Origin of the sequence: Dactylosporangium sp. NPDC051541, assembly GCF_044454505.1 — a bacterium.
Lineage (GTDB): Bacteria > Actinomycetota > Actinomycetes > Mycobacteriales > Micromonosporaceae > Dactylosporangium.
In genome coordinates, this window is record NZ_JBITDU010000002.1 from 137,597 (window position 1) to 152,090 (window position 14,494).

Sequence of the window (14,494 nt, forward strand, 5' to 3'; positions counted from 1 at the left end):
TAATGCTTGTCCATGGACTTCCCGTCGTACCTCGGCACGATGCCCATGCACGCGATCACCGAGATCTATGGCGAGGCGGGGCTGCGCGAGCGCTACCACCGCGAGATCCAGCGGTTCGCCCCGCCCGACCGCGACCGGCTCGCCGCCGCCCTCGAGCTCGCCGCACGGCTGCATCGCGAGGACCGGCGGGTGCGCGAACCCTACGTCAACCACCTGCTGCGGGTCGCGATCCGCATCATGCACCACTACGAGGTCTCCGACGTCGACGTGATCGCGGCCGCCGTCCTGCACGACACCGTCGAGGACCACCCGGGCGAGCTCGCCGGCGACCCGGGCGCCACGAGCGGCCAAGCCGTGGCCGCCCTCGCCGGGACGTTCGGAGACCGGGTCGCCGGGCTCGTCGCCGCCGTCACCAACCCCGAGTACGACCCGTCATACGACAAGCACGAGCAGTACCGCGAGCACGTCAGGGCCAGTCTCGACCGGGAGCCGTGGGCGCGGGTCATCAAGGTCTCCGACTTCACCGACAACGGCGTCGGTGTGATCCACACCACGGGCCCGAAGGTCGAGCGGCTGGCAACCAAGTACCGCCCCATGGTCCCGGTGCTGCGCGAACTCGTCGCCCGCCCCGACACACCACTGTCCCGGCTCGTGAAACAGCACATCTTCCGCCACCTCGACCTCGCCGAGGAGCGGTTCGCGGCCATTCTTGACGGGCGGTGAATGTGAGAATGTATTCATCGTGACGATGGTGGAACTCGCGGTGGGGTGGCTGGCTTCACACCTCTTCGACCGCGGCCGCGCGCAGGAGGCGGAGCCCGCGGTCGAGGAGCAGCTGCGCGGCCTGGCCGGCCTGGTGCAGGCCCGGCTCGAGGACGATCCGGCGCTGCGGAGCCTGCAGCGGGAGGCGGAGTCGTCACCGACGCCGACCGTGTCGACGCGCCGGCGGGTGGTCCAGGCCCTCGAGGACGCCGTCTGGACCGATCCGCACTTCGGCGAGGCCCTCGCGGCCACCGTCGACCGCCTCCGCCCGGTGATGCCCGCCTGATCAGGCTGCGGCCGGAGCGGGCCGAAGCCCGGCCGGGCTAGCGGTATCCGGTGGTGCGGCGGCCCTCGGCCGCGGTCACGGCCAGCTCGAGGTGCCAGTCGCTGATGTCGCCGTCCTCCTTCGGCGGTGACGTCGGGTGGGCGGCCCGCAGCGACTCCAGATACCAGGCCTCGTCGGCCGGGCGCATCAGCAGCCGCAGCCATGTCACGTTGCGGGCCCGCCGGCACTCGTCAACGGACAGCACCGAGCGCAGCGCCTCGATCGAGTCCTCGCCGGGCAGCAGCAGCCGCTGCAGCGGGGCGGCGGGCGGCGGCTCGGCCCCGGCGGCGAGCAGCCGTGCGGTCAGGGTGTGCGCGACCCGGGTCAGCTGCAGCGCCCGGCGGGCGGCCGTCGTCGGCCCGCGGACCGGGTCGGGTGCGGCGTGGGCGGGCTCGTCCAGGGCGACGTTGTACGCCACGGTCTCGGCCGCGTTCAGCGCCCGCTCGGTGTCCATGGCCTTCCACGCCTGCACGCACTCGTCGACCTCCGGCGGGCCGACGGGCACCGGCCGGCCCGGGTCGTCGAGCCAGTCGTGCAGCGGCCCGGAGCCGAGCGCGTCGGCGGCCTGGCGCAGGACGGCGCGCAGGAAGCGGCCGTCGGCGGTGTACCGGGGCGAGCGGGCGGGGGCGTCGCGGGCCGCCAGGAGGGCGCCCAGCGTCCGGCGGTCGTCGTCGAAGTTGGCGTACCGGTGCAGGCGTTCGATGAGCGGCCGCAGTTCGGGGGCATCCGTGAGGAGCGCGCGGTATCGCAGCAAAGCTCCCAAAACGTCGTCATCGGGCTCGGCGAGGACCCGCAGCCCGATCGCGGCCCCCGCGACCGGGTCGGTGGCGTCCCGCAGCGCCTCCGCCGCGGCCCGCCGCACTGCCGGGCCGGGGTCGCCGAGCAGCCCGGCGATGGCCCGGACGGCCTCGGGGTCGCGGCGCCGGTGGGCCAGGCAGGCCACGAGCGCGGTCCGGACGCCGGGGTCGGGCTCGGCGCGGGCGGCGGTCGCGAACGGCTCCACGCCGGTGGCCGTGAACCGCAGCAGCATCGCCGCCTCGGCCCGGACCCGCGGGTCGGCGTCGATCTGCATCATGCGCAGGCAGGCGGCGTCGTCGCGCAGGTGGGCCGGCACCTGCAGCCCCTCCAGGCGCACGAGCGGGGAGGGGTCGTTGAGCAGCCGGGCGGCGAACGCGGCGGTCCGGTTGATCGACAGCACGGCCCGGGCCGCGCGCAGGCGCAGCCGGGGCTGCTCGTGGTTCTCGAGGCGCTGGCGCAGCGGCTCGTAGCGGGGGCCGAGGTAGTACAGCAGGGTCGCGACCCGGTCGTCGTCGCAGCGCAGGTCCTCGGCGGCGAACGCGACCCGGGTGTCGATGCCGGAGCGGCGGGACAGGATCTCCCCGAGCGCGACCGCCGCGGCGTCGCCGACGTGCTCGTACGTCTCGCCCAGGCCGCTGGGCACGCGGATCTCGGCGGTGTCGCGCAGGGCCACCTCGAGCAGCGGTTCGACCAGCCGGTGGTCACCACTGCCCGCAGCCGCGCGCGCCGCCTCCAGCCTCACCACGGCGTTGGGATCGCGCAGGGCGTCGCGCAGCCGGTCATTCAGCGCCATCGTGGTACACCATAGTGGGATGCGAGTCATCCGCATCCGGTCCGCCGTGACGGTCTTGGGGCTTCTCCTGGGGTTGGTCAGCGCTTGTGACATGCGCGAGCGCGTGTGCCGGTCCGAGGAGTACCCGGTCAAGGCGGTCGGGAATCGGACAGGCGCCGCCTGCGTCGCCAAGGGCCAGGAGCCCCCGGCCGGATATGTCCGCTACCCGGCCGGGACGGAACCCGTCTACCTCGACGACGAGTGGTACCGCTACTGGCAGGACAAGGTCGTCGACGAGCGCGGCAACATCGTCCCCTCGTGATGGAGCGGTAAGGCGAGGACGGTGAACAGGACGGCGGCCCCGACACCGCCGCCGAGCACCGCGTAGAGGCCGGGCGCGGGCCAGTGCCAGGCGACCTGGCCCTGGTGAGCCCCGGCGAGGCCGAGGAGCAGGCCGACCGCGAACCCGGCGACGGAGATCACGGTCATGGCGGTCGCGGTTTCGAGCAGTGCCGCCCGGCGCAGCTCGCCCCGGCGGACCCCGGCGATCCGCAGCAGCCGCACCGGCCGGCGCCGCTCGAGCGCGCTCGCGGCGACACCTGCGGCCAGCCCGAACGCGCCGGTGACGAGCGCGAACCCGGCGCCGATGGCGGCCAGCCGGCCGAGGTCGAGCAGGAACGTCTCGAGGTTGCGATCGATCGGGTCCCGGCTGCTGTTGATGATGGCGTTCGGCGTCTCGTTGGCGGCCCGGGTGCGGATGCGGTTCTCGGCCGCGAGGGAGCCGTCGAATGGCACCTCCAGCACCGCGTGACCGGTATTGATCAGCATGATCCCGGGCGGCGGGGCCGGGGCACCGCTCGGCGCGACTGTCGCGGTGCTGCCGAGGTAGGCCAGGGCGGCCGCCGCGGCGCCGACGGTGGCCACCGACCAGAACGCGGCCCGCGGGTCGTGGGCGATCCGGCGCGCGGCCAGCAGGGTGGCCACGCCGCGGGGCCGCCACGCGAGCGCCCGACCGGCGCCGGCGACGAGCCACGGCCCGGCGAACACGAATCCGAGCAGCGCGACGAGGCCCCACGCCGGATGGGTGAACGCCAGGCCCAGACCCAGCATCAGGAGCAGGACGGCGTTGGCCGATTGAGGCCGGGGATGCCGTTGTACTCGCTGGAGCGACACGACACAGATGAGCATGACGAACAGCGGCGTGCCCAGCAGGATCGCGGCCAGCCACGGCCCGGGGACGGCCAGGTCGGCGAGCCAGAAGTGGCCGCGCTGGAACACGACGGTGCGGGCTACGATCCGGCGCCCCGCTTCGTAGAGGAGCCAGCCGAGCCCGGTGCCGGCGACCGCGGCCAGCCCGGCCTCGGCGGCGGCGACGAGCGCGGTCTGGGCCCGGGTGGCCCCGGCGAGCCTCAGCGCGGCCGCCCGGCGTTCGCGGCGCCGCCCCGTGACCCTGGAGACGGCGGTGATGAGGAGCACTACCGGTACCAGAACCAGCAATGCGCACATCAAGGTGAAGCCGGTCAGCGCCCGGGTGATCGCCCACGCGGTCGGGCGGACGCCGGTGAAGCCGTGCACAGTGCCGACCGAGCGCACGCCGATGAGCTGCTCCGGGGTCCGGCCGATGATGCCGACGAGCTCGTTGTCGTGACCGAGACCTTCGGGCCGGATCGTCAAGGCGACGCGGCCTGGGAAGCGGTCGTCGAGCTCGTCGTCGGGGGTGTCGCGCAGGAGGCGCTGCAGCGCCGGGGACGCGGCCAGCTCGCCGGGGCCGGGCAGGCGGTCGAGGCCGGGCGGGACGGGTGCGCCGGGGCCGAGGGCGGCGACGTAGACGCGGCTCATCGGGCGGCCGTCGTAGTAGTCGGAGACGGCCAGGAACAGGGCGCCATCACCCGCCGTGGCGACCGGACGGATTCGGCGCCGTCGCGCATGAGGATCGCGCGGTCGGCGAACGCGGCGACCCGCGGCTCGTGGGTGACGACGAGGACCGCCGTGCCGGACTCGCGGGCCGCGCCGACGAGCAGCTCCATGACGACGTCGCCGCCCGCGGTGTCGAGGGCGCCGGTCGGCTCGTCGGCGAAGACGATCCGCGGCCGGGCCACGAGCGCGCGGGCCACGGCGACCCGCTGGGCCTGGCCGCCGGAGAGCTCGCCGGGCCGCCGGTCGTCGAGGCCGCGCAGGTCGAGGCGGGCCAGCCACTCCCGGGCCGCGGCCAGGCAGCCGCGCCACGGCCGGCCGGTCAGCAGCAGCGGCAGCGCGATGTTCTCGGCGACGGGCAGCTCGGGAATGAGCTGGCCGAACTGGTGCACCAGCCCGAACGTGGTGCGCCGCAGCTCGGCCCGGCGCCGGTCGGGCAGGCGGTCGAGGCGGTCGCCGTCGAAGTACACCTCGCCCCGGTCCGGCACGATGACCCCGGCCAGGCAGTGCAGCAGCGTCGACTTGCCGGCACCGCTGGGCCCCATGACCGCGACGATCTCGCCCGCTCCGACGCCGACCCCGGCCCCGCGCAGCGCCGGCGTCGGCCCGTAGGACTTGTGCAGGTCACGCCCGAGCAGGACCGGGGTCATCGCACACCTCCTCCGCGAGTGCGTCCAGGCCCCGCTCGGCGTGGTCGAGCCAGCGCAGGTCGGCCTCGATGTGGAAGAGCTGGTAGTCGATGAGCATGGCGGCCTGCGCGTCCGGGGCGGCCCTCCGGGCGGCGGTCAGCTCCTGCATCGCGCCGAGGTGGCGGGCCCGCTGGGTGTCCAGGTACTGCCCGGCCGGCCGCCCCGACATCAGCGCCAGGGCGACCTTCGTGAACAGCACGGTCTGCAGCTGCGGCTGCGGATCCTCGGGCGCGGCCAGCCAGTCACCGAGCTCGGTGACGCCCTCGGGGGTGATCGCGTAGCGGCGCCGGTCCGGCCCGCCACCGGCCTCGACGCCGAGGACGGTGACGCGGCCGGCGCGCTCCAGCTGGGCGAGGGTGCGGTACACCTGCCCGAACCGCACCGGCTTCGCCCCGCCGAACCGCCGGTCGTAGGACTGCTTCAGGTCGTAGCCGTGCCGGCTGGTGCCCTCGAGCAGCCCGAGCAAGGCATAGGCGATGGTCACGGTCCAAACTATTCCCGGTGAGTATACCCACTGGCAATAGCCTCAGAGCTGATTGGCATGCCCCGGCAGCTCGGTGGTCGCGAGGCCGGCCAGCAGGTCCCGCACGGTGACCGGCGCGTCGACGAGGCACTCGCCATTGGAGAGCAGCAGCGTCGGTACTGCCGTTGCCAGCTCGACTTCGCTGAGCTGCTCGGCGAGCAGGCACAGCGCCTCACCCTGCGCGCGGATGCGATCCCGCAGCCGCTCGCCGGCCAGCGCCGACACCCGATCGAGGGTCCACGGGTCCTGCGCGAGCCGGTTGTCGTAGGTCGTGACCGCCCCCGACGCGACCGACGACACCGTCGTGATGGTCGCCGCGGTCACCAGCGAAACGTGGGCCAGGATCTGTTCGGTGGTCCACTCGCCCTGTGGCGCCACCGGCCGGGCCTCGGTCTTCAGGAAGGTTTCGTAGGCCGCTCGGAGCTCGTCAGACATGGGCGGGGCTCATCTCCCAGGGGGACTGCGGGAGCACGGAGCCGGTCTCCAGCAGCGACTTGAGGTTGGCCAGGACGGCCGGCCAGCCCTGGGCGATGCCGCGGTACATGTCGGCGTTGGGCAGCCGCTCGTGGCTGACGGTGAGCCGGACGATGTCCTGGTGCGGCTCGATCAGGTAGGTGACGGTCGAGGGCTCCCGCTGCTCGTCCGGCGAGTCCTCGAACGTGACGACCAGCCGGTTGGGCTCCTCGACCTCGAGGACCGTCCCGGTCACGACCGCCTTCCCGGAGCCGTCGGTCCGGCGGTGCTCCCACGCCGAGCCCGGCTGCCAGTCCGAGACGTTCGAGTTGCCCCAGTACCGCGCGGTGAGGTCGGCGTCGGTCAGCGCCTTCCAGACCTGCGCGGCGGTGGCGTGGATGTAGGTGACGTACACATACGTCGGGATCGTTTCCGTCATGGCGTACTCCTCGGCTTGTCGTTTGATGGCGCTCAGGGCCCGCAGGCGCGGCTGGTCGAAGCCGGAGATCCAACGCTGCTCGATCTCGTGGATCGGCGCCGGGTTCAGGTAGTGCAGCCGCTCCCGCCCCCGCCGCACGACGGTGACCAGGCTCGCCCGCACGAGGACATCCAGGTGCTGGGTGGCCGACTGGCGCGCCATGCCGAGGTCTTCGCACAGCTCCCGCAGCGTCTGCCCGTTGCGCGCCCGCAGCCGGTCGAGCAGGTCCCGCCGCGTGTGATCGGCGAGCGCCTTGAACACCAGCTCCATCTCGCTCACGTCCGCCATTATGCAGGCAAACACCTGCCTATTGTCAACGTCACTGGCGCCTGATACCCCCTGGGGGTATGCTCGCCCGCATGGACGCACACAAGGTCAGCTGGACCACCGCCGCCCAGGCGACGCTGCACTGCCTCACCGGCTGCGCGATCGGCGAGGTCCTCGGCATGGTCATCGGCACCGCACTGGACCTGCACAACGCGGCCACGATCGTCCTGTCGATCGCCCTCGCGTTCGTCTTCGGCTACGCCCTGACCATGCGCGGCGTCCTGCGCGCCGGCGTGGGTCTGCGGGCCGCCCTGGGCGTGGCGTTGGCCGCCGACACGGTGTCGATCGCGGTCATGGAGATCCTGGACAACCTGGTCGTCGTCGCCGTACCGGGCGCCATGGACGCGGGTCTGACCAGCGCCCTGTTCTGGCTGTCCCTGGCCGGTTCACTGGTGGTCGCGTTCCTGTTCACCACCCCGGTGAACCGCTGGATGATCAGCCGCGGCAAGGGCCACGCCGTCGTCCACCAGTACCACCACGGCGGTCATGCCCACTCGTGACAGAGTGATGGGTGTGGAGGACGCGGCGGATCGGCATGTCGGGGTGTGGGTCAAGGAGCTCGAGGACCTGGACCCGGTCGGCGAGGCCATCTTCGCGCGGCTGTCGATCCTCGCGCGGCATCAGGACCGGCGGCGGCGGGAGGTGCTCGCGGCCGGGGGCATGCTGCGGTGGCAGTTCAAGGTGTTGCTCATGCTGCGCCGTGGCGGGCCGCCCTACACCGCCAGCCCCTCCGAGCTGGCCGACCATCTCGGGCTGACCCGCGGGGCGCTGTCGGCGCGGCTGGCCGCGGTCGAGGAGGCCGGGTGGATCGTGCGCGAACCCGACGCCGGGGACCGGCGCCGGGTTCATGTGCGGCTGACGGAGGCGGGGCACGCGATGCTGCTGGCGCACCTCAGTCAGGAAGGGCTGGGGGAGTCGGTACTGCTGTCGCCGCTCTCCACCCGCGAGCGGCAGACCCTGGCGAACCTGTTGCGCAAGATGGTGCTCGCCCTCGAGCAGTGATCGGCTCCTACTTCCAGGTGGCGTTCACCGTCTGCGCGGCCGTGCCCGTGTTGAGGGTCCGGTTGGCGCCGCTCTCCCACGTGACGGAGCCGTCGGCGTTCTTCTTGATGAACTTGTACTCCACCGCCGTGCTGGCCGGCATCGACAGCGTGCCCGACCAGACCGGGTAGTTGGCCGAGGACAACGCGATCGCACTGGCCGTGTTCCAGCTGCCGAGGGCCGGGATCGAGCCGACCACGAACACGTTCTGGCCCGGCGTCGTCGTCACGGTGGCGTTGAACGTAACCGCCGGGTTCGTGGTCGACGAGCCGTTCCAGGTCGTGCTGACGGTGCCAGTACCCGTGGAGGGCACTGTGTAGGTGTGGTTGTTGCCCGGCTCCCAGGTGACCGTCCCGGAGCTCGTCTTCGTGATGAACTTGTACTCGATCGCCGTGTTCGCCGGCAGCGTCACCGTCTTCGTCCAGTTCGACCCGCTCGCCGTCATCGGCACGGCGCCGGCCGGGTCCCAGGAGCCGAGCTGGCTGACCGAGCCCACCAGATACACCGGGTTGCCGGTCGGTGCGCCGGCGACCGTGAACGACACGCCGCTGGTCGTGCCGGTCGGCGTCGGGGTCGGTGTCGCCGTCGAGCCGCCGGTGACCCGGGCCCCGGCGTGGATGGCGACCGCGTCCTTCGCCGCGACCCCGACCGTGGCCTGGCCGCTGCCGTTGACCGTGACCGTCGGGCCGGAGCAGGTCGAGCTGGTGGCGTTAAAGTCGCCGTGGATGACGTCGCAGTACACGCCCGCGGGCAGGCCCGTGCTGAACGTCCGCGCGCCGAGCGCGCCACTGCCGTTGTTGATGGAGATCCAGCCGTTGGCGCCGCGGGAGAACGCGATCGCGTTCGCGCCGTCCGACCACCAGTTGCCGACCGTCGTGTCGGCCCGGGTCGCGTTGTGGAAGGCGACCATGTTCTTGATCGAACGCTGCCGGTGCTGGCACTGCCACCCGCTGCCGCACGTGACCGCGGTGACGTAGCCGTTGGCGTCGGCCGGCGGGGAGGCGTCGTTGTTGGAGAACGTGAACGAGCTCATGACGTTCGGGGTGCCGAAGTTCCAGGCCAGCATGAACACGTTGGCCAGGGTGTCGGTGGCGCCGTTCTTGTAGTTGAGGGTCGAGCCGTTGCGCTCGGTGTCGTGATTGGACACGAACGCCGTCGACTTGTTGCTCGGCTCCAGGCCCCAGCTCGGCCCGAACGTCTGCAGGTTGGCGATGTTGCCGTTGAACTGGTTCTTCAAATTGGTGGCGTAGTTGAACTCCAGGACGCCGCCGACGCCCTCGTACGCGGCCGGGGCCAGGCTGCCGGAGCCGCCGGGCATGACCTCCTGCGCGATGTACACGTTCTGGTTCGTCAGCTTCGCCTTGATCGCGGCCATGTCGGCCGGGGGCATGTGCTTGGCCGCGTCGACCCGGAAGCCGTCCACGCCGACCGAGATGAGGTCGTTGAGGTACCCGGCGATCTTCGTGCGCACGTAGTCGGTCCCGGTCTTCAGGTCCGACAGCCCGACCAGCTGGCAGTTCCACACCTCGGCCGAGTTGTTGTAGTCGTGGATCTGGTTGTCCGACTGCGGGCAGTCGGCCGGGTAGAAGTGGAAGTCCGACGAGCTGTAGCCGGCGCTCGGGTAGCTGTAGTTGTTCGTGAAGCTGGCCCCGCCGTAGGACGTGGTGCTGGCCTGGTTCGCGCCCGTCATGTGGTTGATGACGGTGTCGGCGTAGACCTTCACCCCGGCCGCGTGGCACGTGTTCACCATCGCCTGGAACTGGGCCCGGGTGCCCATCCGGCTGTTGAGGTCGTAGCCGGCGGGCTGGTAGATGTCCCACCACGGGTGCCCGGCGACGCTGATCGAGTCCTCCGGCGGGGCGACCTGGACCGCGCCGTAGCCGGCCGGGCCGAGGGTGCTCGTGCACTCACTCGCGATCGACGTCCACGGCCACAGCCACAGGTTCGCGATGACGTCGTTGTTGCCGACCGCGGCCTCGGCCTGGCGGTCGCCGAGCAGCAGCGGCACGCTCAGCGCCGCGGTCAGCAGCAGGCCGCCGGCGGCGGCCAGGGTTCTCTTCAGGGATGTGCGCACAGAGGGCCTCCGTATGGCGGGTGCGGAGATCGGGGTGTGGCGGACGATCCCGTGGCGGCGGGATCGATTGACGCTGAGCTTCGGCCCGATGAAACCCTCTGTCAAGGACCTTGCAAAAATTGCCCGGGGGTACTTCTAGCAAGGTCCTTGAGCAGCAGAAATGATTAGGAAGACCTGTTACTTCTTGCAAAGATCCACACTGCGGCGTCGCTCGGAAGGGCATCGCCGTCGATGGGTTGACTCGCCAGCGCGATGTCTTCGGCGGGCCGCGCGACGGCCGCGCCGGACAGGTTCACGACACAGCGGAACCCGTCCCGGGTGAAGTCCAGCACCCCCGGCGCGCTCTCCCGCCACCGCAGCGGCCCGCGCAGGTCACGCCGCAGGCGCAGCGCCCGCCGGTAGAGCTCCAACGTGGACGAAGGGTCGCCGGCCTGCACGTCCGCGGCGAACGCGGCCCAGTCCGGCTGCGGCAGCCAGGCCGCCCCGGTCGCCGAGAACCCGAACGCGGGCGCGCCCGCCGTCCACGGCAGCGGCACCCGGCACCCGTCCCGGCCGGGATCCGTGCCGCCGGAGCGGAACCACACCGGGTCCTGGCGCGCGTCCGCCGGGAGGTCGAGGACCTCGGGCAGGCCGAGCTCGTCACCCTGGTACACGTAGGCCGACCCCGGCAGGGCCAGCATCAGCAGGGCGGCCGCGTCGGCCCGGGCCCGGGACCCGAGCCGGGTGACGTGCCGGCGCACGTCGTGGTTGGACAGCACCCACGTCGTCGGCGCACCGACGGACTCGGCGGCGTGGACGCAGGAGTCGATGCTGGCCTTCACGGCCGCCGGGTCGGCCCAGTTCGCCTGCAGGAACTCGAAGTTGAACGCCTGGTGCAGCTCGTCCGGCGCGGTGTACCGGGCCAGCCGCTGCGGCGTCGACGCCCACGCCTCCGCCACCGCCATCCGCTGCCCCGGGTAGGAGTCCAGGATCTTCCGCCACGCCTTGTGGATCTCGTGGACGCCGTCCTGGTCGAAGTACGGCAGCACCCGCCGCCCCAGCAGCCCGATCTGCCCCGTCAGGCCGGCCGCCGGATACCCGGCCGCCTTCACCATCCCGTGGGCCACGTCGACGCGGAACCCGTCGACGCCGCGGTCGAGCCAGAACCGCAGCACACTCTCGAACTCGACCCGGACGTCCGGGTCGTCCCAGTTGAGGTCCGGCTGGGCGGGGTCGAACAGGTGCAGGTACCACTCGCCGTCGCCGGTCTGCGTCCAGGCCGGCCCTCCGAACACCGACTCCCAGTCGTTCGGCGGCTCACCGTCCATGGTCGGCGGCCGGAAGTGGTACCGCGCCCGCGCCGCCGACCCTGGAACTTCTTGCAAAGCTTGCCGAAACCAAGCGTGCTGGCTGGACGTGTGGTTCGGCACCACATCGATGATCACCCGCAACCCGAGGGCATGGGCGTCGGCGAGCATGGCGTCGAAGTCGGCGAGGCTGCCGAACGAGGGATCGACGTCGCGGTAATCAGCCACGTCATACCCCCCGTCAACCATGGGCGAGGTGAAGAACGGCGTCAACCAGACCGCGTCGACGCCGAGGTCGCGCAGGTAGGGCAGGCGCTCGCGGAGCCCGGCGAGGTCCCCGACGCCGTCGCCGTTGCCGTCGACGAAGCTGCGGACGTACACCTCGTAGATCACCGCCGTCCGCCACCACGCCTCGCTTTGTGCGTCAGCGCCCACAAACTTCCCTTCGCCTGGTGATGCTGGTGCCTCGCCGCTCCTGGCTGCGCCGGCGGTCGGGGTGGGGGTGAGGGCTGCGGCTTGTGAGTGTGTGGGCACAAACTCATGAGGCGTCTCGAACATGTCGGGCATGGTGGTCCCTTCCGCGGGCATGGTTGTGAAGCCGCGCGGTCCGCCAACCGGGCGACACAAGGGGGAGAGCGATCAGCGCCGGGCGATGCCCGTCGAGTTGCGGACCACCAGCTCCGGCGCGAACAAGAACTCGGAGTGCGGCGACGGCTGGCCGTTGATGGCGTCGATCAGCGACTGGGCCGCGGCGTTGGACATCTGCAGGACCGGCTGGCGCAACGTGGTCAGGGGCGGGTCGGTGAACGCGATCAGCGGCGAGTCGTCGTAGCCGACCACCGACACGTCCCCGGGCACGGTCAGGCCCCGGGAGCGCACGGCCCGGATCGCGCCCAGCGCCATCAGGTCGGAGCCGCAGACGATCCCGGTGATGCCCCGGTCGAGCAGGCGCCCGGTCGCCGCCGCGCCGCCCTCGACGCCGAACAGCGACAGCTCGATGTTGTCGGGCAGGCCGTGGCGGGCCATGGCCTCGCGATACCCGGCGATCTTGCGCTGGACGGGGGTGAACCGCTCGGGGCCGGAGATGAAGCCGATGCGGGTGTGGCCCAGGGAGGCCAGATGGTCGACCGCGAGTTCGCTGGCCCGGGCGTCGTCGCACGAGATGCACGGCGCCTCGAGGTCCGGGACCAGGCCGGTGACCATGACGATCGGCAGCGGGCGGTCGATGAGTTTGCGGTAGCGGTCGTGGTCGGCGGTCGTGTCGGCGTGCAGGCCGGAGACGAAGATGATGCCGGCGACCGCGCGGTCGAGGAGCATCTCGATGTACTCGTCCTCGGTCACGCCGCCGGGGGTCTGCGTGCACAGCACCGGCGTGTAGCCGTGCCGGGCCAGGGCCGACTCGATGACCTGCGCGAACAACGGGAAGATCGGGTTTTCCAGCTCCGGCGTCACCAGGCCGACGAGGCCGGCGCTGCGCTTGCGGAGCCGTTCGGGTCGCTCGTAACCGAGCACGTCGAGCGCGGTGAGCACGGCGTGCCGGGTGTCGGCGCTGACCCCGGGCCGGTCGTTGAGCACCCGCGAGACGGTGGCCTCGCTGACGTCCGCCTGCTTGGCGATGTCGGCGAGGCGTGCTCGTGGTGCGTCCGTGGCCATGCGACGAGAGTAAGCGGCTCCCGGCCGAAAATGAAAGTCGCTTGGAAGCCCTTTCATTCGCTGCAAGGACTTGCTACGGTCTCGTCCCATCGGCAGATCGACACCCCTTGCAGGTCTCGCCGACCACCCTTCCTTCGCCTGACACCAGGAGTCTCGATGCGCATATCCCTGCGCGCCTTCAGCGTGCTCGCTGTCTCCGCCTTAGCCCTGACCGCCTGCAGCGACAAACCGGCGGAGCCCAAGGGTGACGCCGCCCCGACCGCCACGCTGACCATCTGGGCCGACGACCAGCGCGCAGCCGCGCTCAAGCCGTTCGCCACCCAGTTCGGCACGGCCAACAAGGTCGACGTGCAGGTCCAGGCCGTCTCCAAGGACCTGCAGACCAACTTCGTCACCGCCGCCCAGTCCGGCAAAGGCCCGGACATCGTCGTGGGCGCCCACGACTGGATCGGCAACCTGGTCCAGAACGGCACCATCGACCCGATCCAGCTCTCCGACACGCAGAAGTCCGGCTTCGCCGACGTCGCCGTGAAGGCCGTGACCTTCAACGGGCAGGTGTACGGGGTGCCGTATGCCATCGAGAACCTGGCCCTGATCCGCAACACCGACCTCGCCCCGAACGCCCCGGCCACCATCGAGGACCTGGTCGCGGCGGGCAAGGCGCTCAAGGACTCCGGCAAGGTCAGCAACATCATGTCGCTGCAGGTGGGCCAGAACGGCGACGCGTACCACGTGTACCCGCTGTTCGCGAGCGCCGGCGGCTACCTGTTCGGCACCAAAGCCAATGGCGACTACGACCCGGCCGACCTCGGCGTCGGCAAGCCCGAGTCGATCGAGGCGTTCAAGAAGATCGCGGCGCTGGGCGAGAAGGGCTCGGGCGCGCTGACCCGCTCGGTCAACAGCGACAACGCCATCCCGACGTTCACCGGCGGCAAGACCCCGTTCCTGATCTCGGGCCCGTGGGCGGTCGCCGACATCAAGAAGGCCGGCATCAAGTACGACATCACGCCCGTCCCCGCGTTCGCCGGTGGCAAGCCCGCCCAGCCGTTCGTCGGCGTGCAGGCGTTCTACGTGGCCAGCAAGGGCAAGAGCAAGGCCCTGGCCAACGAGTTCATCACCAACTACCTCACCAAGCCCGACCTGCAGGTCGCGCTGTACCAGGCCAACCCCCGCCCGCCGGCGCTGACCGCGGCGCTGGACCAGGTCAAGGGCAGCGACCCGGACATCGAGAAGTGGCTGGCCGCGGGCAAGGGCGGCGCGGTGCTGCCGGCGATCCCGGCGATGGCCGCGGTCTGGGACCCGTTCGGCAAGGCCGAGTCGGCGATCGTCGGCGGTGCCGATGTGCCGGCGACGCTGACCGGCGCGGCCAAGACGATCAGCGACGCGATCGCCAAGTAGC

15 protein-coding genes are annotated in these 14,494 nt (G+C 71.7%); 6 read left to right on the forward strand and 9 right to left on the reverse strand.

Translation table 11 applies throughout. From position 1 onward, the window contains the following. The first annotated feature begins 12 nt into the window (after window positions 1-12). Entirely contained in the window at window positions 13-723 is a 711-nt protein-coding gene (locus tag ACIA8L_RS08735) for an HD domain-containing protein (protein ID WP_395902043.1), read from the forward strand. Between the two features lie 19 nt (window positions 724-742). Continuing rightward, window positions 743-1,048, forward strand: coding sequence for a hypothetical protein (locus ACIA8L_RS08740; RefSeq protein WP_395902045.1), 306 nt, complete (start codon window positions 743-745; stop codon window positions 1,046-1,048). A 37-nt stretch (window positions 1,049-1,085) separates the two neighbouring features. Here ACIA8L_RS08740 and ACIA8L_RS08745 read toward each other — a convergent pair whose 3' ends face one another. Continuing rightward, entirely contained in the window at window positions 1,086-2,678 is a 1,593-nt protein-coding gene (locus tag ACIA8L_RS08745; RefSeq protein ID WP_395902047.1) for a HEAT repeat domain-containing protein, read from the reverse strand. Window positions 2,679-2,769: 91 nt separating this feature from the next. Between ACIA8L_RS08745 and ACIA8L_RS08750 the strand changes: the two genes are divergently transcribed. Next, complete coding sequence (locus ACIA8L_RS08750; RefSeq protein ID WP_395902049.1) at window positions 2,770-2,979, forward strand: SCO0607 family lipoprotein; 210 nt, start codon at window positions 2,770-2,772, stop codon at window positions 2,977-2,979. Here the strand turns inward: ACIA8L_RS08750 and ACIA8L_RS08755 are convergent. From ACIA8L_RS08755 to ACIA8L_RS08775, 5 genes are read right to left on the reverse strand one after another with little or no spacing between them, the layout of a single operon-like run. After that, window positions 2,928-4,496 carry an FtsX-like permease family protein gene (locus ACIA8L_RS08755; protein ID WP_395902051.1) on the reverse strand — a complete coding sequence of 523 codons (1,569 nt, stop codon included), beginning with the start codon at window positions 4,494-4,496 and terminating at the stop codon, window positions 2,928-2,930. The genes ACIA8L_RS08750 and ACIA8L_RS08755 overlap by 52 nt on opposite strands. Further along, window positions 4,493-5,221, reverse strand: a complete 729-nt coding sequence (locus tag ACIA8L_RS08760) for an ABC transporter ATP-binding protein (protein WP_395902053.1) — start codon at window positions 5,219-5,221, stop codon at window positions 4,493-4,495. The genes ACIA8L_RS08755 and ACIA8L_RS08760 overlap by 4 nt, the downstream gene beginning before the upstream one ends. Beyond that, entirely contained in the window at window positions 5,196-5,744 is a 549-nt protein-coding gene (locus tag ACIA8L_RS08765; RefSeq protein WP_395902055.1) for a PadR family transcriptional regulator, read from the reverse strand. Before ACIA8L_RS08765 ends, ACIA8L_RS08760 begins: the two co-directional genes overlap by 26 nt. A gap of 42 nt (window positions 5,745-5,786) precedes the next feature. After that, window positions 5,787-6,218, reverse strand: coding sequence for a hypothetical protein (locus ACIA8L_RS08770; RefSeq protein WP_395902057.1), 432 nt, complete (start codon window positions 6,216-6,218; stop codon window positions 5,787-5,789). Beyond that, window positions 6,211-6,984: an ArsR/SmtB family transcription factor gene (locus ACIA8L_RS08775; RefSeq protein WP_395904157.1), complete on the reverse strand. Its 774-nt coding sequence runs from the start codon at window positions 6,982-6,984 to the stop codon at window positions 6,211-6,213. The genes ACIA8L_RS08770 and ACIA8L_RS08775 overlap by 8 nt, the downstream gene beginning before the upstream one ends. An 89-nt stretch (window positions 6,985-7,073) precedes the next feature. Here ACIA8L_RS08775 and ACIA8L_RS08780 point away from each other — a divergent pair, with 89 nt between their 5' ends. After that, window positions 7,074-7,541: a DUF4396 domain-containing protein gene (locus ACIA8L_RS08780; RefSeq protein WP_395902059.1), complete on the forward strand. Its 468-nt coding sequence runs from the start codon at window positions 7,074-7,076 to the stop codon at window positions 7,539-7,541. A gap of 13 nt (window positions 7,542-7,554) precedes the next feature. Next, window positions 7,555-8,043: a MarR family winged helix-turn-helix transcriptional regulator gene (locus ACIA8L_RS08785; protein WP_395902061.1), complete on the forward strand. Its 489-nt coding sequence runs from the start codon at window positions 7,555-7,557 to the stop codon at window positions 8,041-8,043. Window positions 8,044-8,050: 7 nt separating this feature from the next. Here the strand turns inward: ACIA8L_RS08785 and ACIA8L_RS08790 are convergent, their stop codons facing one another. From ACIA8L_RS08790 to ACIA8L_RS08800, 3 genes are all read right to left on the reverse strand, one after another. Then, window positions 8,051-10,156, reverse strand: coding sequence for a carbohydrate-binding module family 20 domain-containing protein (locus tag ACIA8L_RS08790; RefSeq protein WP_395902062.1), 2,106 nt, complete (start codon window positions 10,154-10,156; stop codon window positions 8,051-8,053). A 164-nt stretch (window positions 10,157-10,320) separates the two neighbouring features. Then, window positions 10,321-11,877 carry a glycoside hydrolase family 13 protein gene (locus ACIA8L_RS08795; protein ID WP_395902064.1) on the reverse strand — a complete coding sequence of 519 codons (1,557 nt, stop codon included), beginning with the start codon at window positions 11,875-11,877 and terminating at the stop codon, window positions 10,321-10,323. Window positions 11,878-12,081: 204 nt separating this feature from the next. Continuing rightward, entirely contained in the window at window positions 12,082-13,095 is a 1,014-nt protein-coding gene (locus tag ACIA8L_RS08800; protein WP_395902066.1) for a LacI family DNA-binding transcriptional regulator, read from the reverse strand. A 162-nt stretch (window positions 13,096-13,257) separates the two neighbouring features. Between ACIA8L_RS08800 and ACIA8L_RS08805 the strand changes: the two genes are divergently transcribed. Further along, on the forward strand, window positions 13,258-14,493 hold the full coding sequence (locus ACIA8L_RS08805; RefSeq protein ID WP_395904159.1) for an extracellular solute-binding protein: 1,236 nt from the start codon (window positions 13,258-13,260) through the stop codon (window positions 14,491-14,493). Window position 14,494 lies beyond the last annotated feature (1 nt).

Coding starts and splice junctions, on each gene's coding strand:
- ACIA8L_RS08775 (WP_395904157.1), bottom strand. CDS start 6,984: ATGGAGCTGGTGTTCAAGGCGCTCGCCGATCACACGCGGCGGGACCTG.
- ACIA8L_RS08735 (WP_395902043.1), top strand. CDS start 13: ATGGACTTCCCGTCGTACCTCGGCACGATGCCCATGCACGCGATCACC.
- ACIA8L_RS08745 (WP_395902047.1), bottom strand. CDS start 2,678: ATGGCGCTGAATGACCGGCTGCGCGACGCCCTGCGCGATCCCAACGCC.
- ACIA8L_RS08770 (WP_395902057.1), bottom strand. CDS start 6,218: ATGTCTGACGAGCTCCGAGCGGCCTACGAAACCTTCCTGAAGACCGAG.
- ACIA8L_RS08760 (WP_395902053.1), bottom strand. CDS start 5,221: ATGACCCCGGTCCTGCTCGGGCGTGACCTGCACAAGTCCTACGGGCCG.
- ACIA8L_RS08750 (WP_395902049.1), top strand. CDS start 2,770: ATGCGCGAGCGCGTGTGCCGGTCCGAGGAGTACCCGGTCAAGGCGGTC.
- ACIA8L_RS08755 (WP_395902051.1), bottom strand. CDS start 4,496: ATGAGCCGCGTCTACGTCGCCGCCCTCGGCCCCGGCGCACCCGTCCCG.
- ACIA8L_RS08800 (WP_395902066.1), bottom strand. CDS start 13,095: ATGGCCACGGACGCACCACGAGCACGCCTCGCCGACATCGCCAAGCAG.
- ACIA8L_RS08780 (WP_395902059.1), top strand. CDS start 7,074: ATGGACGCACACAAGGTCAGCTGGACCACCGCCGCCCAGGCGACGCTG.